Raw genomic sequence first — 21,749 nt, forward strand, 5'->3', positions numbered from 1 at the left:
TGGGTTCAGCAATAGAGGAACAGGCCCTGGTGCAGGGCGCCTGACAGCGCAGGCACAGCAGTCGGCAAGCCCCAAAAAAATCGGCCAGTGCTCGCCGGGTAAACACCCGTGAGCACTGGCCGCGGCATCTTACCAACTACGCCGGGAAGTTCAGGCTTGTGGCCGTTCGCTGTCCAGTTCCGCCAGTTGCCCGCGAATGCGGAGGGCGGTCAGGTGGCGGGCGGCGGCGGCATCGTCGTTGACGTGTTGCAGGTCTTCCGGCGGTGCGCTGATCGCTTTGACAGGAGCCCCTTGCTGCGGGCTGCCTGGAATGCCAGGGTTGAGTTGCGACATGATGTTCTCCAAGGGATGAAAATCTTGTGCAGACCCGCGGCCGGCAAGGCCGGCGGGCAGGGCTGCCAAATCCTGTCCGCATGGGGCCAGCGAGGAAACATCGCGGCGGATAGGTGAACGTTTTGGCAAGCCAGATGAATGCATATTAGCCGGTTTAGCTGCGCTGCAACAGGTGTTCGGGGACCTAAATTTTTGTAGGAAGTCGAGAAATGTTGGGGTGAGGCAAGGATAACCACCTGTCATTCCCTTCAAATTTGCTGCGCAGCAATGCAAGGCGGATTGCGGGGCGTCGATGCATCGGCCCCCTTTGGTACTCGAGTCCGCCCATCCTTGCGCATCGATTCCTACGCCAACTGCTGGCATTGGCCGATGTCGGTTGCCGGTACGAGCGGCTAGCCTTGCTGAATCGTCCACCCCCTCATGCAAGGAGTCCCAATGAACGAGCGCAAGCACGACAATTCCAACACCTACAAGATCATCGAAGTCGTGGGCAGTTCGCCCAACAGCAGCGACGAGGCCATCCGCAACGCCCTGGCCGACGTGGTCAAGACCGTCAAGCACGTGGACTGGTTCGAGGTCACCCAATGCCGTGGCCATGTCGAGAATGGCAGCATCGGCCATTTCCAGGTCGGTCTGAAGGTCGGCTTCCGGGTCGAGGCCTGATCCAGCCAGCGCGCCGTGGACTGCACGGCAGAGCTTGGGCGGCCCTTCCCACGGATGAGGGATACAGGGCTGCCATCGGGCTGGTCCCCCTATAGCGAGGTTCAATTGGCGGCGTTCGACCGCCTTTGGCTAAAGTGATGGTTCAACATCTTGCGCAGCGGCGAAAGGCGCCACGGCATCCGCGCCAGCACCGCCACCTGAATCGCTGGAACTGCGCCACCTTCATCGTCATTTCGTCTTCCTGCGGCCTGAGCTTCGTGACCCGCCCGGTTGTTGCGTTTTCGTGCAGTGCGGTAGCAGGCCTCGTCCACCATACGGATTTGCGCCCTGCGTGCCGCTCCGGTTTTTTCGCCGCGCTGCAACAGTAGGATTCATCCTACGCCATCTCACGCCGCTGTCCGATAGTGAGCGCTGATCCTGATCCGTATAACGTAATCATCGGCGCTCAAAAGTTTGTCCAGGCCAACACAACAACAAGGACATGTCTTCGCCCGGCCACCGGATCAAGCCCGGCCGCGGCGCAGAGGTAATGCGATGCGACGAGCCAAGGGTGCTTTCCATCTCAGGTGCTTTCACACATTAGGGGTCCATCTTGCAAGCTCGAGTTCTGTTAGTCAGCTCGGAGGCCGTGCCGCTCGCCAAGACCGGTGGCCTGGCCGACGTCATCACCGCCCTGGCGGTAGCGCTGCGCAAAGTCGGCATCGACGCCAGCATCCTCATGCCCGCCTATCCGGAGGCGGTGCGCAACCTCGGTGAGACAGTACAGATCGGTCTCAAGCACGGTTTGCCCGGCGGCGCTGGGCGGCTGCTGCGCGGTACCGTCCCCGGCACCGACGTGCCGGCGCTGCTGCTGGATACGGCGCGTTTCCGCCAGCGCGGTGCCAATCCCTATCTCGATGCCGATGGCCTGGAGTTCAGCGACAACGCGCTGTGCTTCGCCGATCTGTCGCACGCCGCCGTGGCCATCTGCGCCGGCGAGACCAGCCTGCCGGCACCGCACGTGGTGCACGCCAATGACTGGCACGCCGGCCTGATTCCCTGCCTGCTGAAGCTGCGCGGGCTGGATCATATCGGCACCATGCTGACCATCCACAACCTGGCCTTCCAGGGCAATTTCGCGCTGGCCTCGGCCGAGCAGATCGGCATCCCGCAACACCTGCTGACCGGCGATGGCGTCGAATACTGGGGCAAGCTGTCCTTCCTCAAGGCCGGTATCCGCTTCTCCGACTGCGTCTCCACCGTCAGCCGCAACTACGCTGAAGAAATCATGACCCCGCGCTTCGGCTGCGGCATGGACGGCATCCTGTCCTTCCGCAAGCTGGACCTGCGTGCCATCCCCAATGCCATCGACGCCGAACTGTGGAATCCGGCCAACGATCCGCTGATCGCCCGCCATTTCAGCATCGGCAACATGAAGGGCAAGTCCGCCTGCAAGCGCGACCTGCAAAAGCTGTTCGGCCTGCCGGTGGATCCCTTTGCGCCCGTGATGGGCCTGGGTAGCCGCATTTCGCACCAGAAGATGGCCGATGTCGTCATCGAGGCACTGCCGGGCATCCTGCAACGTCATCCACGCCTGCAGGTGGTGGTCCTGGGCTGCGGCGACCATGACTACGAAGACGCCTTCCTGGCACTGACCCGCCAATATCCGGGCCGCATCGCCGTGCATATCGGTTACGACGAACGCCGCGCCCACGCGCTGCATGCCGGCAGCGACATGCTGTTGCACCCGACCCGCTTCGAACCCTTCGGCCTGACCCCGTTGTACGCCATGCGCTATGGCGCCATCCCCATCGGCTCTCGCGTGGGTGGTCTGGTCGATACCGTCTGCGATGCCGATCTCGATCCGCAACGCGCCACCGGTGTGCTGTTCGAAGGCGAGACCGTCGAAGACATGCAGCATGCCGTCGCACGCGCCTTTGCGCTCTACAGCGACAACGAGCGCTGGCAGACCATCCAGCGCAACGCCATGAGCATCGATTGCGACTGGGCCGGCCCCACGCGTGCCTACATCGACGCCTATGCCCACGTGGCGGACATGGCCGTGCGGCCGCTGTTTGCCCCGCGTCCCTTGCCCGTGGAGCGGCCGGCCGCACAGGTTGCCCACGTCGCTGCTGCCCATGAGCGGGTCGCCGGCATCGTCAGCCCCGCGGCGGCGATCGCGGCGGCGCTGGCGGGTGTGGTCGCCGGGCCGTCGGCCGTGGCCGCTGCCTGATCCCGCAGCCGGCGGTAGCGGTCTTTCCTTTCTGGCCCGACCGCGTCCGGCATGGACGCGGCAGGGGCGGTGTTTGCCGGCGCGCCGCCACGCGGTAAGCCGGCGCCTGATTATCGATGTTTCGATCAACCCAGATAACAACAACAGGAGTGTGCATGTCCGGCATGTCTGTCATGGCGTATAGGGAATCTGCGGACTCCGCCGACGCTTCTTCCGACGCCAGCTCGGCGCCCCCCACCCACGCCTCCGGCTCCGGCCCGGGGCGGTCCGTATCTCCCTCTGAAGAAACCGCGCTGTCCTTGACCCTGGAAGAGCAGGGCCTGCTGCAGGCCCTGCTGGCCGGGCGCCTGAACCAGCCTTTCTGCCTGCTCGGTCCACGCTATGCCAGCCAGGTCAGCGGCGTGAGCGCCATCCGCTGCTTCCACCCTGGTGCGGAGGTGGTGCGCGTGCGCTGCCGGCATAGCGGCGCCCTGTTGGGGGAATTGCAGCAATATCCGATCGATGGCTTGCCCAGCGGCTTTTTCAGCGGTGTCGTCACCGGCCTGGACCAGCGTCGCCATCAGGTCCCCTACGTGCTGGAAGTGGATTGGCATATTCCCGACGGCAACCGCAGCGTGCAGACCACCGAAGACCCGTACGCCTTCGGTCTGCTGCTGGGCGAACTCGACTTGCACCTGCTGCAGGAAGGGCGTCATCGCCAACTGGCCGACTGTCTGGGTGCGCGGCCGATGGAAATCGACGGCGTCCCCGGTACCCGCTTTGCGGTCTGGGCGCCCAATGCCGAGCGGGTCTCGGTGGTGGGTGACTTCAATCAGTGGGATGGTCGCCGCCACGTGATGCGCCTGCGTCATGAGTCCGGCGTCTGGGAACTGTTCATCCCCCGCATCGGCCCCGGCGACGTCTACAAATATGAAATCCTCGGGCGTGATGGCGTGCTGCTGCCGCTCAAGGCCGATCCGGTCGCCCGCGCCACCGAAGCGCCGCCGGCCACTGCCTCGGTCGTGGCCGATCCCCGGCCCTATGTCTGGCAAGACCAGCAGTGGATGGCCGAACGTGCCCAGCGCCAGTCGCGCTCGGCACCCATGTCCATCTACGAGGTCCATCCAGCCTCCTGGCGTCGCATCCCCGAGCAGGCGCATCGCAATCTCACCTGGGACGAGCTGGCCGACGAACTGATCCCCTACGTGGTCGGCATGGGCTTTACCCATATCGAACTCATGCCGGTGATGGAACACCCCTTCGGCGGCTCCTGGGGCTACCAGCCGATCAGCATGTTCGCGCCCAGCGCCCGCTTCGGCAAACCGGAGCGCTTCGCCGCCTTCGTCGACCGTTGCCACCAGGCCGGCATCGGCGTCTTGCTGGACTGGGTGCCGGCGCATTTCCCCAGCGACCAGCATGGCCTGGCGCAGTTCGACGGCACCGCGCTGTATGAACACGCTGACCCCCGCGAAGGCTTCCACCAGGACTGGAACACCCTGATCTTCAACCTCGGCCGCAACGAGGTGCGCGGCTTCCTGATCGCCAGTGCCCTGGAGTGGCTGGAACACTTCCACGTCGATGGCCTGCGCGTGGATGCCGTGGCCTCCATGCTCTACCGCGACTACAGCCGCAAGTCCGGCGAGTGGGTGCCCAACGTCCATGGCGGCCGCGAAAACCTGGAAGCCGTGGCCTTCCTGCGCGAACTCAATACCGTGGTGACGCAGCGTTGCCCGGGCGCGCTGATGATCGCCGAGGAATCCACCTCCTGGCCTGGCGTGACCGCCGAGGTCAAGGACGAGACCGACCATCACGGCCTGGGCTTCCACTACAAGTGGAACATGGGCTGGATGAACGATACCCTGCGCTACATGCAGCATGACCCGCTGTTCCGGCGCTATCACCACCACGACATGACCTTCGGTCTGCTCTACGGCTTCTCGGAAAACTTCATCCTGCCGATCTCGCATGACGAAGTGGTACACGGCAAGCGCGCCTTGCTCAACAAGATGCCGGGCGACCAATGGCGCCGCTTCGCCAACGTGCGCGCCTACTATGGTTTCATGTGGACGCACCCGGGCAAGAAGCTGCTCTTCATGGGCAGCGAATTCGGCCAGCCCGATGAATTCGATCATGACAAGTCGCCTTACTGGCACCTGCTGGACGAGCATGACGGCCACCCGGCCGGCCATCGCCAATTGCGCCAGCTGGTCAGCGACCTGAACCATCTCTATCGCAGCGAACCGGCATTGCACCAGCGCGATTGCCGTGCCGACGGCTTCTCCTGGGCAGTCGGCGACGACAGCGTCAACAGCGTGCTGGCCTATTTCCGCTATGCCGACGAGGGGCCGCCGGTGCTCATCGTGGTCAATCTGACCCCGGTGCCGCGCACCCACTACCGCCTCGGCGTGCCACCCATCGCACCGGGCCAGCCCGGTGTCTGGCGCGAAGTGCTCAACACCGATGCCGCCGTCTATGGCGGCAGCAACAGCGGCAACCTGGGCCGGGTCGAGGTGCAGGAGATGGGCTGGCATGGCCACCCCAACTCCATCGAACTGAACCTGCCGCCGCTGTCCACCCTGATCCTGCGTAGAGAGTCCTGAAATGAGCGTCGCCTTTCCTGATCGCCTGATGCCAGGCCTGCCTTACCCCCTGGGCGCGAGCTCCGATGGCCTGGGGGTGAATTTCGCCGTCTTCTCGGCCAACGCAACCCGCATGGACCTCTGTCTGTTCGACCCTTCCGGCAAGCGTGAACTCAAGCGCATCCAGCTCCCCGAATGCACCGACGAGGTGTGGCACGGCTACCTGCCGGGTGCCGCCCCCGGCCTGGTCTATGGCTTCCGCGCCCACGGTCCGTACGAACCCAGCAAGGGCCATCGCTTCAACCCCAACAAGCTGCTGCTGGACCCCTATGCCAAACGCCTCGTGGGGCAGGTGCGCTGGACCGATGCGCTCTATGGCTACCGCCTGCATTCGGCCCGCGCCGACCTCTCCTTCGACCGCCGCGACAGCGCCGCCGCCATGCCCAAGGCCATGGTCACCGAAGACGCCTTCGTCTGGGAGCATGACCGCCTGCCGCAGGTGCCGTGGAACAAGACGGTGATCTACGAGGCCCATGTCAGGGGCATCTCCAGGATGCGCGAAGATCTGCTGCCGCACGAACGCGGCACCTTCGCCGCGCTGTCCGATCCGGCCTTCATCGACCACCTGCTGCGGCTGGGCGTGACCACGCTGGAACTGATGCCAGTGCATGCCTTCCTGCAGGACAGCTTCCTGGTCGAACGCGGCCTCAGTAACTACTGGGGCTACAGCACACTCTCGTATTTCGCGCCCGAGCCGTCCTACATGTCCATGGGCGACCCCAACGAGCTGCGCATGGCCGTGCGGCGCCTGCACAGCGCTGGCATCGAGGTCATCCTCGACGTGGTCTACAACCACACCAGCTGCGGTAGCGAACTGGGCCCCACGCTGTCCTTCCGGGGCCTGGACAATGCCAGCTACTTCCGTCTGATGCCCGGTCAGGAGCGGTATCACATCAACGACACCGGCTGCGGCAACACCCTGAACCTGTCGCATCCCCGCGTACTGCAGATGGTGCTGGATTCGCTGCGCTACTGGGCGCAATCCTTCCATATCGACGGTTTCCGCTTCGACCTCGGTTCCACCCTGGGGCGCGAGCCCCATGGCTTCGACCCCGGTTCGGGCTTCTTCGACGCGCTGCTGCAGGACCCCGTGCTGTCACGTCTGAAGCTCATTTCCGAGCCCTGGGACATTGGCCCCGGTGGCTACCAGCTGGGCAACCATCCGGCCCGTTTCGGCGAATGGAACGACAAGTTCCGCGACGACATGCGCAAGTTCTGGAAGGGCGACGAGGCCATGCGTGGCGGCTTCGCCCAGCGCATGTTGGGTTCGGCCGAGCTGTTCGAGCACCATCGCCGCAAGCCCTGGGCCAGCATCAACTTCATCGCCTCGCATGACGGCTTCACCCTGCGCGACCTGGTCAGCTACAACGGCAAGCACAACGAGGCCAATGGCGAGAACAACAACGACGGCCACAACGACAACGCCAGCTACAACTGGGGTGCCGAAGGCGAGACCGACGATGCCGCCATCCAGGCCACCCGCGCCAATGTACAACGCTCCATGCTGGCCTCAACCCTGCTGGCGCAAGGCACGCCGATGCTGCTGGCCGGCGACGAATTCAACCGCAGCCAGGGCGGCAACAACAACGCCTACTGCCAGGACAACCAGATCTCCTGGATCAACTGGGAGCAGGCGCGTTCGCCCGAGGGCGCCGCGCTGACCGCCTTCGTGGGTCGCGTCACCGCCATCCGCCGCGATTTCGAGGTGCTGCGCGCCAGCTACTTCCTGCACGGCGCCCAGAGGGTGGCCGATGGCTTGCCGGACGTGGCCTGGTTCGACGAGGCGGCGCGCCCGGTCTCCAGCGAAGACTGGAACAACCCGGTGGCCCGCGCCATCACCCTGCAACTGGCCGGCAAGCGCCAGGAAGCGCACAAGCAACTGAGTTCGCGCATCCAGGATGCCGCCAACACCGACACCCCCGGCGACCTCCCGGAAGCCATACCGGACATGCTGATGATCTTCGTCAATGCCGGCCATGAGCCGATCGCGTTCCACTTTCCGCGCACCGAAGGCGAATACTGCCTGCTGCTGGACAGCGCCCAGCCCACCGGCATGCCGGAAGGCGCGGGCGCAGCTGCCAGGGTGCAGGGCAGCGCCACGGTGCAGGTGCAGGCCCACAGCCTGCAGGTCTTCGCCAACCGGCCGCTGCACCTGTCATCGGCCATCTATCCACTGGCGGCCAATGAATGGATTGCCCGCAACGAATGGGGAGAACGCGCATGACGGCCCGCTTTTCGCTGCCGCTGCCTTTTGGCGCCCAGGTCACGGCACCTGGCCAGGTGCGTTTTCGCATCTGGGCACCCGGCGCCGATGCGGCTGCGGTGGAGATCACCGGACGCGGCCGCCTGCCGATGTCACCCGATTCCGCAGCGCCGGGTTGGTACCTGCTGGACACCGCCTGCGAACCCGGCACCCTCTATCGCTACGTCCTGCATTCAAAGGTGGAGGGCGAAGTCACCGTCCCCGATCCGGCCTCGCGCGGGCAGGCCGGGGATGTCTTCGATCCCAGCGTGGTGGTGGATGCCCATGCCTACCAGTGGCAATACCCGCACTGGCAAGGCCGACCCTGGGAAGAAACGGTGCTCTACGAGCTCCACCCCGGCGCCATGGGCGGCTTTGCCGGCATCCAGCAGCGCCTGGTGGAACTGGCCGAGCTGGGCATCACCGCCATCGAGCTCATGCCGGTGGCCGAATTCCCCGGCGCCCACAACTGGGGGTATGACGGCGTGCTGCCCTTCGCCCCGGACGCCAGCTATGGCACGCCCGAACAACTCAAGGCCCTGATCGATACCGCGCATGGCCTGGGGATGATGGTGTTCCTGGATGTGGTGTACAACCACTTCGGCCCGGCCGGCAACTACCTCAACAGCTATGCGCCGGAATTCTTCCGGCACGACAGCAACACCCTGTGGGGCGCGACCATCGACTTCCGCCGCCCCGAGGTGGCCGATTTCTTCACTCTCAATGCCCTCTACTGGCTGCAGGAATACCGCTTCGACGGCCTGCGCCTGGATGCCGTGCATGCCATCTGCGAGCCGGACTGGCTGGTCAGCCTGGGTCACCGTATCCGCCAGGAGATCGGCACCGAACGTCATGTCCACCTGGTGCTGGAACACGACGGTAATGCCGCCCATCTGCTGGGCTATGGTGGCCAGGGCGAACAGGTCGCCGATCCCGATCAGGGCGAAGTGCGGCCGCGCACCAGCCATGTCTACGATGCACAATGGAACGACGACGCACACCATGTCCTGCATGTGCTGTTGACCGGCGAAGACGGCGGCTACTACAGCGCCTACGCCGAACAGCCGGCCGAGAAACTGGCGCGCTGCCTGCAGCAGGGCTTCGTCTACCAGGGCGAGGTCTCACCGTACTCCGGTGAGCCCCGCGGCGAACCCAGCGCCGAGCTCCCGCCTACGGCCTTCGTCAACTTCCTGCAGAACCACGACCAGATCGGCAACCGCGCCTTCGGTGAACGGCTCACCGTACTGGCCCATCCGCTGGCCCTGCATGCCGCGCAGGCCCTGATCCTGCTGGCGCCGCAAGTGCCGATGCTGTTCATGGGCGAGGAATTCTGCGCCGTGCAGCCCTTCCTCTACTTCACCAGCCATCAGGACGAGGCCCTGGCCACGGCCGTGCGGGAAGGGCGGCGACGCGAGTTTTCCCGCTTCCCGCAGTTCGCCGATCCGCAATTGCTGGAACAGATTCCCGATCCCAACAGCTTCGCCAGCTTCGTCTCCTCCATTCCCGAGCCGGGTCCGGCACCGGGTTCGGCGGCATGCCTGCGCCGCGTGGCCGAGCTGCTGCATATCCGCAAGCTGCATATCGCGCCCTACCTGCGCGGCGCGCGCGCGCTGGAGGCCCGTGCCATCGGTCCCAAGGCGGTGCAGGCGCGCTGGCGCCTGTCCGACGGCAGCGTGCTCAACATCACGGTCAACCTGGATGAGCAGCCGCTGCAGGAATCGCTGGAACAACTGGCCCATCCGGCCGGCGCCGATGTGCTCTTCGACAGTGGTGCCGTGCTGGAAACCCTGGCCGAGGGTAGCTTCCCGCCGCACGCCATCCTGGCCCTGCGCGAGCCGACCTCGGACACGATGTCGACCCAGCCGATCGGGAGACCGACATGAGCAGCACTCTCCTGCGCGAAGCCGCGCCATCCCGAATGTCAGCCCCCGCGCCACGCCCGGCACCGGCCACCCAGGAAAGCGACCTCTATCGCCTGGCGCGCCAGGCCGGCATCGCCGTGCAATGGACCGACGCCTACGACCAGCCGCAGGTGGTGCAGGAAGACGCGCTGCGTGCCATCCTGGCGGCACTCGGATTGCCCTGCGCCACCCCCGACGACTGTCGCGACAGCCTGGCCGAACTGGATCGTCAGCAGGCGGTCGGCTACCTGCCGCCGCTGCTGACCGGGGTGCTGCACCAGCCGGTGGCCCTGCCCATGTATTCGCGCCTGCACGGCCTGTCCTGCCGCGTGGAGCTGGAAAACGGCGCGCGCCTGATGCTGCTGATTTCATCCGACCTGAACCGCCCGCCGATGCTGCCCCCCATCGAGGTCCCCGGTTATCACCGCCTGCTGGTGGCCGGCCATATCCTGACGCTGGCCATCGCCCCGGCGCGCTGCTACACCATTGCCGATGCCCTGGCCGAGCGCGGCAGCGAGCGCGGCTGGGCACTGGCGGCCCAGGTCTATGGTCTGCGCAGCGAAAGCCTGAACCCGGCCCGCACGATCTACGGCGACGGCGGCATCGGGCATTTCGGCGCGCTCAAGGCGCTGGCACCGATGGCAGCCGAGTACGGCGCGGCAGCGCTGGCGATGTCGCCGCTGCACGCCATGTTTGCCGCCGACCCCGGTCGCAGCAGCCCCTATTCACCTTCCAGCCGGCTGTTCCTCAATCCCTTCCTGATCGACCCCGCCGGCATCCTCGGCGAAGAGGCCCAGGCCCAGGTGCTGGCCGAGGGCGGCTCGGAAATGATCGCCGCCCATGAACGCCTGCAGCAGGCCAGCCTGATCGACTGGCAGCGCGCTGGTGCGCATCGCCTGACGTTGCTGCGCCGCCTGTACGCCTTGTTCCGTACCGAACAGGCGGGGCAGGGACAGCACGCACACCATCAGGCCGCCTTCAAGGCTTTCCAGAGTGCCGGGGGTGCGGCCCTGCATGCGCATGCCCTGTATGAGGCCTATAGCCACCACCTGGCCGTACAAGGCGTGGCCGGCAGTTGCGACTGGCGCCAATGGGGCCAGGCCGGCTTGCATCCGGAGACCCCCGAGATGCGCGCCTTCGCCGAGCAGCATGCCGGCGAGATCGACTTCCACCTGTTCCTGCAATGGCAGGCCGCGCATCAGCTGGGCCAGGCCCAGCAGGCCGCCCGCGATGCCGGCATGCCCATCGGCCTGATCGCCGACCTCGCTGTTGGTGCCGACAATGGCGGCAGCCAGGCCTGGAGCCATCAGGCCGAGATCGCCGCCGGCCTGACCGTGGGCGCGCCGCCGGACCGCCTGGCGCCGCAAGGCCAGAACTGGGGGCTGGGCGCGTTCTCGCCACTGGCCCTGCGCCGTACCGGCTATCAAGGCTACCTGGCGATGTTGCGCGCTTCTTTCGCCCAGGGTGGTGGGGTGCGCATCGATCACGTGCTGGGACTGAACCGCCTCTGGCTGGTACCGCAGGGGCTGGATGCCGATGCCGGCGCCTACGTCAGCTATCCGCAGCAGGACCTGCTGCGCCTGATCGCGCTGGAATCCTGGCGCCACCGCGCCGTGGTCATTGGCGAAGACCTGGGCACCGTGCCGCCCGGCTTCGACCAGGCATTGGACAAGGCCGGCGTCGCCGGCATCCGCGTGCTGTGGTTCCAGCGTGACAAGAAAGGCTTTCTGCCGCCGGCCGACTGGTCGGATCAGGCCATTGCCGTGACGACCACGCACGACCTGCCCACCGTGGCCGGATGGTGGTCCGGCGCCGACCTCGCCTGGCGCGACCGCCTGGGCCATCTCGATGAAGGCGTGGCCGCTGCGCAGGATCAGCGCAGCCAGGACCGCCGCCAACTGTGGGACAGCCTGGTAGTGCAGGGACGGGCCAGCGGCCCCTTGCCTGAAGTGGCACAGGCGGTGGTCGAGGCGGTGTCGGAAGAGCAGCACCCCACCACGCTCGAAGACTGCGCCATCGCCGTGGACGCCGCGCTGGACATGGTGGCCTCCACCCCTGCGCCGCTGGCCGTGGTGCCGGTGGAAGACATTCTCGGCCTGGCCCAGCAGCCCAACCTGCCGGGTCTGACCGACCCCCACCCCAACTGGCGCCGCCGCCTGCCGGTCGATACGCCACAGCTGTTTGCCGCCTATGCCGCCCGGGCCAGGCTGGAACGCCTGCGCCGCGTGCGCGGCTGCGGCCCCAAGGAGACCTGATGCCCGCCCTGACAGCACCCCATCTGCACGGTAGCCGCAGTGGTATCCCACGCGCCACGGCACGTCTGCAACTGCACCGCGATTTTCGCTTCGAGCATGCCGCCGAGGTGGTGGATTATTACCAGCGCCTGGGCGTGAGCCATTACTACCTGTCGCCCATCCTGGTGGCCCGTCCCGGTTCCACCCATGGTTACGACGTGGTGGACGCCACCCGCATCAACCCCGAACTTGGCGGCGAGGAAGGCCTGCGCCAGCTGTGCCAACGGCTGCATGCACAGGAGATGGGCGTAATCGTCGACATCGTCCCCAACCACATGGCCGTTGGCCGGCACAATGCATGGTGGCAGGATGTGCTGCGCTGGGGCCGCCACAGCCGCCACGCCGACTGGTTCGACATCGAGTGGGACAGCGCCGACCCGGCCCTGGACGGCAAGCTCCTGCTGCCGTTCCTCGGCCAGCCCTATGCCGAGGCGCTGGAGGCCGGCGAGCTGGTGCTGCGCTTCGATACCGAACAGGGCGAGTTCTACGTGGCGCACCACGACAACGTCTTCCCCCTGGCCTTGCAGGACCATGCCGTGGTGCTGGAAACAGCCGGCAGCCCGCGCCTGGCGGAGCTCATCAGCGCCTTCCAGGCAATCGAGCCCGGTCACCCCGAGCAATATCGCCAGGCGGCCGATGCCTGCAGCCGGATGCGCAGTCTGGCCGCCGACCCCGATGCGCTGGCCGACATCGACGCCGCCCTGGCCGCCTTCTCCGCGCTCCAGCCGCATGGCCGCAGCGCCATGCACGAACTGCTGGAACGCCAGCATTACCGCCTGGCCTACTGGCGCAATGCGGCTGACGAAATCAACTGGCGCCGCTTCTTCGAAGTCAGCGAGCTGGTCGGCATGCGGGTCGAACGCGATGACGTATTCGAGGCCATGCACGCCGACATCTTCCGCCTCTATGGCGAAGGCCTCATCGACGGCCTGCGCCTGGACCACATCGACGGCCTGACCGACCCGGCCGCCTATTGCCAGCGCCTGCGGGCGCGCCTGTGCAGCCTGCGAGCGGACCACCAACCCTATCTGATCGCCGAAAAAATCCTGGCCGGCGACGAGATGTTGCCGGCCGGCTGGACGCTCGATGGCACTACCGGCTATGAGTTCATGGACCAGTGCGCCGCTGTCTTGCATGACGGCGAAGGCGAACCGGTGCTGGACGAACTGTGGCGCGACATCATCGGCGAAGTCGCCCCGGTGGTGGATCATATGCAGGGGCATGCGGCGGGCGAGCTCAGCCATTTTCCGACCATCGTGCAGCAGGCGCGCCGCAGTTTTCTGGTCCGCAATTTCGCTGCAGAATTCAATGCGCTCACGAACTGCCTGCATCGGCTCGCCCGCAGTGCGACCCAGACCCGCGACCTGACACTGATGTCGATCCGGCGCTGCGTGGCCGAGTTGCTGGAGCATTTCCCGGTCTATCGCACCTACGCCAATGCCGAAGGCATGCCGGCGCTGGACCGTGAACTGCTGGCGCGCACCGCCCGCACGGCAGCCGCGACCCTGCACGCCGCCGATCATCCGACCCTGCATGTGGTGGAAGGCTGGCTGGGTGGCGACCTGCTGCTCAATACCAGCGACGCCCGCCGGCGCGCATTGCAGCTGCGCGCCATTGCCCGCTTCCAGCAACTGACGCCGCCGCTGACGGCCAAGTCCATGGAAGACACCGCCTTCTATCGCTATGGCCGACTGCTGTCGCGCAATGAAGTAGGCGCCGAACCGGCGCACCTCTCGCTCTCCGTGGCGCACTTCCACCAACTCGCTGCGCGCCGCGCCGCGCAGATGCCCCACAGCCTGCTGGCCACCGGTACGCACGACCACAAGCGCGGCGAGGACGCCCGCATGCGCCTGGCCGCGCTCTCCGAGATCGCCGAGGAATGGGCCACCGTGCTGCGCCACTGGCATCAACTCAATGCGCCCATCGTGGCGGCTACAGCCGGCCCGCAGGGCGGTATCGACGCCGTCGATGAAAGCATGCTCTACCAGACCCTGGTGGGTGCCTGGCCCGATGGCATGCGTGCCGGCGACGATGACTTGAGTGCCCTGGGTCAACTGGCCGAACGCGTCATCGAATGGCAGCGCAAGGCCCTGCGCGAAGCCAAGCGGCGCAGCGACTGGGTGGCGCCCCAGCAGGACTATGAAGCCGCCTGCGAGCGCTTCACTCGCGCCTTGCTGTGCGACCCCGGACTGGACCCGCGTCATCATCCCTTCCTTACCGAACTGGAAGACTTCGTACGTCGGCTGGGGCCGCTGGGCGCCATCAACAGCCTGTCTCAGATCATGCTCAAGCTGGCCAGCCCAGGGGTGCCGGACTTCTACCAGGGCAGCGAGCTCTGGGACCTGAGCATGGTCGACCCCGACAACCGCCGGCCGGTCGACTTCGCCCTGCGCGCACGTCGCCTGGATGAGGCGACCAGCCGCCCGGTCTCCTTGCGCGAATGGCAGAGCGGCGCCGCCAAGCAGCAGTTGATCCATGCGGTGCTGCAGTATCGGCGCCGGCATGCACCGCTCTTTGCCGAAGGTGGATACCTCCCCTTGAGCACGCATGGCAAGCTGGCGCGCCATGTCATCGCCTTCGCCAGATTGTTGCCGGTGGAGCCGGGCGATGAAGCACAAGGCCTGCAGGCGGTGGTGGTCATCTGTACCCGCCTGGCGGGCCATCTGCTGTCCTTCGAAGGTCGTCGTGAAGAAGCATTGCCGTTGATCTCGGCCCAGGCCTGGGGCGATACTAGCGTGGCCCTCCCGCAGTCGCTGTCGCATGTGGCGGGGCAAGGCATGCGACTCTGGCGCAGCGTGCTCACCAGCGGCCAGGGCCCGCTGGAGGAATGCGCCATGCCCGACGGCGAACGCGGTGGCAGCATCGCCGTGGCGGAGATTCTGGGGAGTTTGCCGGTGGAGATGCTGGAGTTGCATCTCGGTTGAGGGAAGCTGGTGGCACGCCCTGCCTGAAAGTACGCCAGGGTCAACCGCTTCGGGCGTGCCGCCATGCTAAGCGCCTTAGCCTCGCATGGCAGGCGGCGCAGCGCACTACGCTAGCATCACTGTCGTGCTCAAGGGGAGGGCAGCGAAACTGGTCATGGGATGAATCAGTCGTTCCAGAGTCGTATTGATGACAGTGACGCTGTCGGCGGTACTGATCCGTTCGATCTGGTAGGCACTACCGAGATACCAGTTCTCGATGATCGCCTTGTCATCGGTTCCGCTCACAGAGATCTCTAGATTGTTGCCGATGTGACTGAACCTTAAGCGATCACTGGTGATGCCGGTGCCGAACTTGAGCGTGTCGGTGTTGGCGCTGCTAGCGTAATCGCTGATGGTGTCGATTCCATCGCCTTGATTGAAGGCATAGATGTCGTTGCCTGTGCCACCGATCAGGTAATCATTACCTTTATCGCCGGACAGCGCATCGTCACCGTCGCTGCCATAGAGGTTGTCATTACCATTGCCGCCGATGAGAATGTCGTTGCCGCCATAGCCCGACAGGTTGTCATTACCATCACCGCCATCGATGGTGTCGGCGAATTGGCCACCTGACAGCAAGTCATTTCCTGCCATGCCGGCCATGCGATTGCTTGCGCCACCGAATCCGGTCCAGTATTCATTTTCGGAAGTGCCGGTTTGGGTCAGCCTCGAGGCTAGATCGGAATAGGCCCAGGTCGTGCCATCATCGAAGGCGAACTTCTCGATGTAGTAGCTGCTGTCTGAGAAATAATTCTCGATGGTGATGGCGTCGGTACCCCAAGTCAGGGTCAGATGATTGCCAGATCGCGCTACGACCGTGTCCACCGCATTGATGCCTTTGCCAAGCCGTAGAGTGTCGATGTTGCCGCCAGTATAGTCATAGTCGCTGATGGTATCGACTCCATCGCCCTGATTGAAGACATAGGTGTCGTTGCCGTAACCGCCATTGAGCCTGTCAATGCCTTTGCCACCGGACAGGGTATCGTCACCACTGCCGCCATCGAGCCCGTCATCGCCGTTACCGCCGATGAGGGTGTCGTTACCGCCATAGCCCAACAGGTTGTCATTGCCATCACCGCCGTCGATGGTGTCGGCGAATTGGCCACCTGACAGCAAGTCATTTCCTGCCATGCCGGTCATACGATTGCTTGCGCCACCGAGTCCGGTCCAGTATTCATTTTCGGAAGTGCCGGTTTGGGTCAGCCTTGAGGCTAGATCGGAATAGCCCCAGGTCGTGCCATCATCGAAGGCGATCTTCTCGATGCGGTAATACTCTCCCAGGAAATAATTTTCGATGGTGATGGCGTCGGCACCCCAAGTCAGGGTCATATGGTTACCGGATCGCGCTACGGCCGTGTCGGCCGCATTGATGCCTTTGCCGAACCGCAGAGTGTCGATGTTGCTGGTATTGTAGTCATAGTCGCTGATGGTATCGGTGCCATCGCCTTGATTGAAGACATAGGTGTCGTTGCCGTAACCGCCATTGAGCCTGTCAATGCCTTTGCCACCGGACAGGGTATCGTCACCACCGCCGCCATCGAGTCCGTCATCGCCATTGCCGCCGATGAGGGTGTCGTTACCGCCATAGCCCAACAGGTTGTCATTGCCATCACCGCCGTCGATGGTGTCGGCGAATTGGCCACCGTTGAGCGAATCATTTCCGCCCATACCGACCATGCGATTACTCCGGTCACCGAGTCCGGTCCAGTATTCATTTTCGGAAGTGCCGGTTTGGGTCAGCCTTGAGGCTAGATCGGAATAGGCCCAGGTCGTGCCATCATCGAAGGCGATCTTCTCGATGTAGTAGCTGCTGTCTGAGAAATAATTCTCGATGGTGATGGCATCGGTACCCCAAGTCAGAGTGAGATGACTGCGGGATCGCGCTACGACCGTGTCCACCGCATTGATGCCTTTGCCGAGCCGCAGGGTGTCGATGTTGCTGGTATTGTAGTCATAGTCGCTGATGGTATCGACTCCATCGCCCTGATTGAAGACATAGGTGTCGTTGCCGTAGCCGCCATCGAGTCCGTCATCGCCATTGCCGCCGATGAGGGTATCGTTGCCACCATAGCCCAACAGGTTGTCATTGCCATCACCGCCGTCGATGGTGTCGGCGAATTGGCCACCTGACAGCGAGTCATTTCCCGCCATGCCGACCATTCGATTGCTTGCGCCACCGAGTCCGGTCCAGTATTCATTTTCGGAAGTGCCGGTTTGGGTCAGCCTTGAGGCTAGATCGGAATAGGCCCAGGTCGTGCCATCATCGAAGGCGATCTTCTCGATGCGGTAATACTCTCCCAGGAAATAATTTTCGATGGTGATGGCGTCGGCACCCCAAGTCAGGGTCATATGGTTACCGGATCGCGCTACGGCCGTGTCGGCCGCATTGATGCCTTTGCCGAGCCGCAGGGTATCGATGTTGCCGGCAGTGTAGTCATAGTCGTTGATGGTGTCGATGCCATCACCTTGATTGAAGACATAAATATCATCGCCGAGACCACCGTTCAGGTAGTCATTGCCCTTGCCCCCGACAATGGTGTCGTTGCCGGCATGGCCGGAAAGCGTGTCGCTACCGTCGCCGCCCATCATGTAATTGTTGTTTCCATCTCCATTGAGTGTGTCGTCCCCGCTAGTGCCGCGCAGAAGTGCACCCGCCTTGCCTGTAGCAGCCAACAGCTTGCCTAATTCAGTTTCATCGTGTTGGCCTGCGCGATGCAATGCGTCTAGATAGCGCAGTCCACTATCTCCCAGTTGACGTAAGGTTTCGCCCAGGCCAAGCAGACGCATGCTGGTCATGTCCGGCCCGCTCTGCATGGCCTCTTTCAACGATGCGACCAGAGGCGTGGCATCCGGCACGAAGCTTTTGCTCGACATGTTCCATGCCAGACCAAACTGGCTGATATCTTCCTTGTAGGTCGCCTCAACTTCCCAGTGCAGGAAGAGCCGATCACCCAGGTCACGCCAGATCGCCAGGATACTTAGCGCCGTGGCTTCATTGACAGGATTGCCTCCGCCCGGCCAGGCCAAGCCTGTCAAGCCTTCGAGCGCGTAGAGGATGCGCCCGTTGATAAAGTTACCGCGACTGTTGGTGGCCCGCCGATCGGCGCCGCTCCAGCTCAATAGCAGGTCGTCGAAGGCAGCGCGCCGGGCAGTCGGATCGGTCATGCTCATGATCGATTCCACCCGGCGTTGCAAGAGGCCGCTGGCATCTTGCGCAATGGCTTGTCGCAGGCCCAGGGTATTGCCCATGCCGGGGAGTTCGGGCAGCTTCGCAATGGCTGCGCTTAGCGTTACCTCGGTCAGCGCCACGCTGCGCATGGTGTTGCTGGAAAACCAGACATCGCCCAGACTGCGGGTGCTGCCATCGGCCGCGACATAACTGCCCAGTTGGCGCAAGGCGTTGCCAGCGGCATCGGTCTTGTTGACATCGGAAAAACGCACATTGAGCGTCTTGACACCAGCGGCGTTCAGCTCAAGCAGCTCGCCGGCGTCCGTGATGCCGTTGCCATTGCGGTCCTGCCAGAGCCTGAGACTGGCAAATGCCTCGTCATTGACGTCAAGCACGCCGTCTTGGTTGGCGTCCAGATCTGCGAGTGCGGCGAATCCATTGGCCGCGAATGCGCCACTGCCAAGCCGGGTATGGTCGCCAAAGAGTTCGGCACCGCTGGTGATCTTGCCGTCGCCGTCGAGGTCCCGGACCAGCAGGGCGTCGTCGCGTCCAACCCAGCCGCTCTGTTCGGCAAAGCCGCTCAGATCATGGTCGAAATGGACGTTGGCACTGCGTGCGATGGTTTCGATCCCATCGCCGTCGAGATCGAGAATAAGCGGGTCGCGTCTGGGAATAATATTGCTGCTGGTGGCCCAGCGATCATAGGTCTGGTTCATCGTGTCATCGAGGTGCTTGCCCAGTTCCAGGGGTATGCCGAGTTCACTCGTGTGTTGGGCGATGGCTTGACCAATGATCTCTGCAATGGTGTCGTTTTCCATCCCCGCTTTGGTCAGGGTGTCGATGGCCTTGGCCACGCTCTTGATGACCTGGTCAGTGGCGGGGTCTCCACTCTTTACGATGCTCCGTCCACCGTCATCCGTGACCGGCAGCGAGATGACATTGCGGTCGGCATCGATTTTCCAACCAGCCGCACCGGCGACCAACTGATAGGCGCTTGCGCCTACGCCGACCACCGTTGCAATGCTGCCAACGGTCACAACTAGGGGAATGACCGCTCCACTCATGGTGATGAGTGCTGCGCCTGCGCCGATCACCGATGCCACGCCGCCAATTACGCCTGCGATGTCAGATTGTTGGACGGGAGTGCCCAGTTCTTTGGCCAGATAAATCTTGCGGCCGCTGTCCACTGCGGCCAGCACGCCTAATCCTAGTCCAGCTTTCGGCATGTATTTCGCCACGCTGCTGCCGATAGTGGCAAATTCCACCATCGAATGTGCGGTCTGTCCAATGCCAATTATCGTACCGGACGTGTTGAAGCTGTCGTCGGGGTTTTTTGTGCCGACTGCAACATTCATAGCATTGAGGGCTTTCCCAAAGCCACCGGTCAGAATCAGTAGCGCGATATTGTTAGTGCTCATAGTTGACCTCTTTTCTCACGAAGAAAAATGAATACATAAAACAGGTAATACGGGATCAAAAAAATTAGCCATATCACCAGACTGGCGGTCAGCCGGTTGGGTTGGCTCTTGCTTGTGGCGTGGAAAGTGATACTGATATGTTGTTCGGGACAATCGAGTGCCCATATCCGGAAGCGATCAGTGAGCGTCAGCTTTAACGGCGCACCTTGTACCGTGGCCATGCATCCAGGCAGGCTCTTTCGCTGAGCGTCGGTCCAGACGTGAGTCCGAAATCTGCCACCTGCGCTGATATCGACCGGCCACTCCATCTGACGTCGCTCTCCGTTTGGCAGCTCGACGAAGAGGTGGGGTTCCGTTAGCTGGGTGTGCAGAATGCGTACCTGAAGTGTTTGCAGCGTGGACGGATCGGGCACGCGGTTCCATTGATTGACGAACTCGGGGGCGATGAACAACACTAAGGAAATAATCATCCCCCAGGAAAACTGAGGGTATCGACGCCAGAATGGCTTACCCCTGCGCGTGGCCAGTACCGCTTCATTGGGCGGCCCGGACAGTGTTTCTATCAGTCGCCGCCATCGACCGGGAGGACGATTCGTGGTCACGCGAAAGTCCCTCGCAGGACGGATTTCAATTCCATATTCGCGAGCCAGAATAGGAAGTCAGATGTTCCGGTGAGGCGCGAAGGATAAGTTGTGCCGTCATGCATCAAGCTGGCCGGATGCATTGAGCTAAGATCAGCTTCTTTCTCGCCTACGCCTAGATCTACCGCATTCGGAGGCCCGTCAAAGCTACTTGCAAGAATCAATAGTGCGAAATTTTTAGTGTTCATAGATGACCTCTTTTCTCACGAAGAAAAACGAGCACATTCATCAGGCTGCACGCGAACAAGACACCCAGCGAAATCAACAGTCTTTCATTCAGGTCTTGGGCGTAGCGCTTGCTGGTGGCGTCGAAATTGATGCTGATATTTTTTTCAGCGCAATCAAGTGTCCATATCCGGAACCGATCCGTGGGAGTCAGCATCAATGGCGCACCTTGTACGGTGGCCAGGCATCCTGGCAGGCTCTCGCGCTGGGCATCGGTCCAGGCGCGGGATGGCAGGGGTCTGCTCAAGCCGAGCTCAGCCGGCCACTCCATACTCCGTCGCTGTCCATCGGGTAGCTCGACAAAGAGGTGTGGTCCGGTCAGCTCGGTGCGCACAATGCGGACCTCCAGCGTTTGCAGTGTGGAGGGATCAGGGACACGATTGAGTTGATTGACCACTTCCGGCGCGATCACCAAGGTCAGGGAAGTGAGCATCCCCACCAGAAAAATGCGATGACGGCGCCAGAATGGCTTGCCCTTCCGTGTGGCCAGTACCGCTTCATTGGGCGGTGGGCCGGAGAGTTTATCGATGAGTGCTTGCCACCGGCCTGGAGGAGGATTCATGTTCATGCGAACGACCCTCCCAACACGGATGTCAGCTGGATATCCAGAGACTGGAAGGAAGGGGCCGATGGGGCAGGAGGAGAGACATGAAGAGTTCTTTCAGTATTCATCAGGTTGACCTATCTATGGGGTGAAAGTCCGATTGAAAATTTTCTAGTGGTCATTGCCAGAAAGCAGATCCATCGGAGGTATCGATCCCGCATAGCGCCTGATTTTTTCTCCGTTAGGTGTTGGAGAAACAGAAGAATTTAATCAAGGCGAAACCTGCGCAATACCAAAGCACTTGCAAGGAGTAATCGCGAGGGCAGGTAGATGCATCAATACGCATGCAATGGTGCCCAATCTCCTGCAAGAGACATGCAGTCGACAATGGCGCTAGAAAGAACGCGATTGTGAGAAATTTTTGAGGTGGAATAAATAGTTGTTTCGCTAGAAAAAGCAGCAAACAGGAAGCCAGGCAACCACCGATGAAGCACATGAGATATTTCGTGAGGGAGTGCCCGGCATC

The 21,749-nt window shown here is 63.2% G+C and carries 13 protein-coding genes; 7 read left to right on the forward strand and 6 right to left on the reverse strand.

The annotated features are described in order from the left end of the window. Positions 1-150: 150 nt before the first annotated feature. Positions 151-333 (reverse strand): hypothetical protein, encoded by a 183-nt coding sequence (locus I5R65_RS00425; RefSeq protein WP_039875641.1) that lies wholly within the window; start codon positions 331-333, stop codon positions 151-153. A 435-nt stretch (positions 334-768) separates the two neighbouring features. Here I5R65_RS00425 and I5R65_RS00430 point away from each other — a divergent pair, with 435 nt between their 5' ends. Beyond that, positions 769-996, forward strand: a complete 228-nt coding sequence (locus I5R65_RS00430; RefSeq protein WP_180670931.1) for a dodecin — start codon at positions 769-771, stop codon at positions 994-996. A 101-nt stretch (positions 997-1,097) separates the two neighbouring features. Here the strand turns inward: I5R65_RS00430 and I5R65_RS00435 are convergent, their stop codons facing one another. Beyond that, on the reverse strand, positions 1,098-1,310 hold the full coding sequence (locus tag I5R65_RS00435) for a hypothetical protein (RefSeq protein ID WP_180670932.1): 213 nt from the start codon (positions 1,308-1,310) through the stop codon (positions 1,098-1,100). Between the two features lie 278 nt (positions 1,311-1,588). On the opposite strand from I5R65_RS00435, the gene glgA reads away from it, so the two are divergent. The 6 genes from glgA to treY all read left to right on the forward strand — a co-directional run bounded on the left by glgA (position 1,589) and on the right by treY (position 15,187). Further along, the gene (gene glgA, locus I5R65_RS00440; protein ID WP_180670933.1) at positions 1,589-3,208 is read left to right on the forward strand and encodes a glycogen synthase GlgA; all 1,620 of its coding nucleotides are present in this window, start codon (positions 1,589-1,591) and stop codon (positions 3,206-3,208) included. A gap of 155 nt (positions 3,209-3,363) precedes the next feature. After that, positions 3,364-5,787: a 1,4-alpha-glucan branching protein GlgB gene (glgB, locus tag I5R65_RS00445; protein WP_180670934.1), complete on the forward strand. Its 2,424-nt coding sequence runs from the start codon at positions 3,364-3,366 to the stop codon at positions 5,785-5,787. A gap of 1 nt (position 5,788) precedes the next feature. After that, entirely contained in the window at positions 5,789-8,050 is a 2,262-nt protein-coding gene (gene glgX, locus I5R65_RS00450; protein WP_180670935.1) for a glycogen debranching protein GlgX, read from the forward strand. Beyond that, the gene (gene treZ, locus I5R65_RS00455) at positions 8,047-9,951 is read left to right on the forward strand and encodes a malto-oligosyltrehalose trehalohydrolase (RefSeq protein WP_180670936.1); all 1,905 of its coding nucleotides are present in this window, start codon (positions 8,047-8,049) and stop codon (positions 9,949-9,951) included. Before glgX ends, treZ begins: the two co-directional genes overlap by 4 nt. Then, positions 9,948-12,224 (forward strand): 4-alpha-glucanotransferase, encoded by a 2,277-nt coding sequence (gene malQ / locus I5R65_RS00460; protein ID WP_180670937.1) that lies wholly within the window; start codon positions 9,948-9,950, stop codon positions 12,222-12,224. The genes treZ and malQ overlap by 4 nt, the downstream gene beginning before the upstream one ends. Further along, entirely contained in the window at positions 12,224-15,187 is a 2,964-nt protein-coding gene (gene treY, locus I5R65_RS00465) for a malto-oligosyltrehalose synthase (RefSeq protein WP_180670938.1), read from the forward strand. The genes malQ and treY overlap by 1 nt, the downstream gene beginning before the upstream one ends. A 105-nt stretch (positions 15,188-15,292) precedes the next feature. On the opposite strand, the gene I5R65_RS00470 is transcribed toward treY, so the two are convergent. The 4 genes from I5R65_RS00470 to I5R65_RS00485 are packed head-to-tail and all read right to left on the reverse strand — an operon-like array spanning position 15,293 to position 21,247. Further along, positions 15,293-19,813 (reverse strand): calcium-binding protein, encoded by a 4,521-nt coding sequence (locus I5R65_RS00470; protein ID WP_180670939.1) that lies wholly within the window; start codon positions 19,811-19,813, stop codon positions 15,293-15,295. Then, a complete protein-coding gene (locus I5R65_RS00475; protein ID WP_180670940.1) occupies positions 19,810-20,415 on the reverse strand; it encodes a hypothetical protein in 606 nt (201 codons plus the stop codon). Before I5R65_RS00475 ends, I5R65_RS00470 begins: the two co-directional genes overlap by 4 nt. Continuing rightward, positions 20,412-20,642, reverse strand: a complete 231-nt coding sequence (locus I5R65_RS00480) for a hypothetical protein (protein ID WP_196871802.1) — start codon at positions 20,640-20,642, stop codon at positions 20,412-20,414. Before I5R65_RS00480 ends, I5R65_RS00475 begins: the two co-directional genes overlap by 4 nt. Next, on the reverse strand, positions 20,639-21,247 hold the full coding sequence (locus I5R65_RS00485; RefSeq protein ID WP_180670941.1) for a hypothetical protein: 609 nt from the start codon (positions 21,245-21,247) through the stop codon (positions 20,639-20,641). The genes I5R65_RS00480 and I5R65_RS00485 overlap by 4 nt, the downstream gene beginning before the upstream one ends. Between the last annotated feature and the right edge of the window lie 502 nt (positions 21,248-21,749).

The sequence above is a fragment of the Herbaspirillum sp. AP02 genome (assembly GCF_015767275.1).
Classification (GTDB): domain Bacteria; phylum Pseudomonadota; class Gammaproteobacteria; order Burkholderiales; family Burkholderiaceae_D; genus Herbaspirillum.

What these genes read in the sequence shown, in the direction of transcription:
- I5R65_RS00480 (WP_196871802.1), bottom strand. Translation starts at nt 20,642, where the DNA reads ATGAACACTAAAAATTTCGCACTATTGATTCTTGCAAGTAGCTTTGAC.
- I5R65_RS00425 (WP_039875641.1), bottom strand. Translation starts at nt 333, where the DNA reads ATGTCGCAACTCAACCCTGGCATTCCAGGCAGCCCGCAGCAAGGGGCT.
- I5R65_RS00470 (WP_180670939.1), bottom strand. Translation starts at nt 19,813, where the DNA reads ATGAGCACTAACAATATCGCGCTACTGATTCTGACCGGTGGCTTTGGG.
- I5R65_RS00430 (WP_180670931.1), top strand. Translation starts at nt 769, where the DNA reads ATGAACGAGCGCAAGCACGACAATTCCAACACCTACAAGATCATCGAA.
- I5R65_RS00435 (WP_180670932.1), bottom strand. Translation starts at nt 1,310, where the DNA reads ATGGTGGACGAGGCCTGCTACCGCACTGCACGAAAACGCAACAACCGG.
- glgB (WP_180670934.1), top strand. Translation starts at nt 3,364, where the DNA reads ATGTCCGGCATGTCTGTCATGGCGTATAGGGAATCTGCGGACTCCGCC.
- treY (WP_180670938.1), top strand. Translation starts at nt 12,224, where the DNA reads ATGCCCGCCCTGACAGCACCCCATCTGCACGGTAGCCGCAGTGGTATC.
- treZ (WP_180670936.1), top strand. Translation starts at nt 8,047, where the DNA reads ATGACGGCCCGCTTTTCGCTGCCGCTGCCTTTTGGCGCCCAGGTCACG.
- I5R65_RS00485 (WP_180670941.1), bottom strand. Translation starts at nt 21,247, where the DNA reads ATGAACATGAATCCTCCTCCAGGCCGGTGGCAAGCACTCATCGATAAA.
- malQ (WP_180670937.1), top strand. Translation starts at nt 9,948, where the DNA reads ATGAGCAGCACTCTCCTGCGCGAAGCCGCGCCATCCCGAATGTCAGCC.
- glgX (WP_180670935.1), top strand. Translation starts at nt 5,789, where the DNA reads ATGAGCGTCGCCTTTCCTGATCGCCTGATGCCAGGCCTGCCTTACCCC.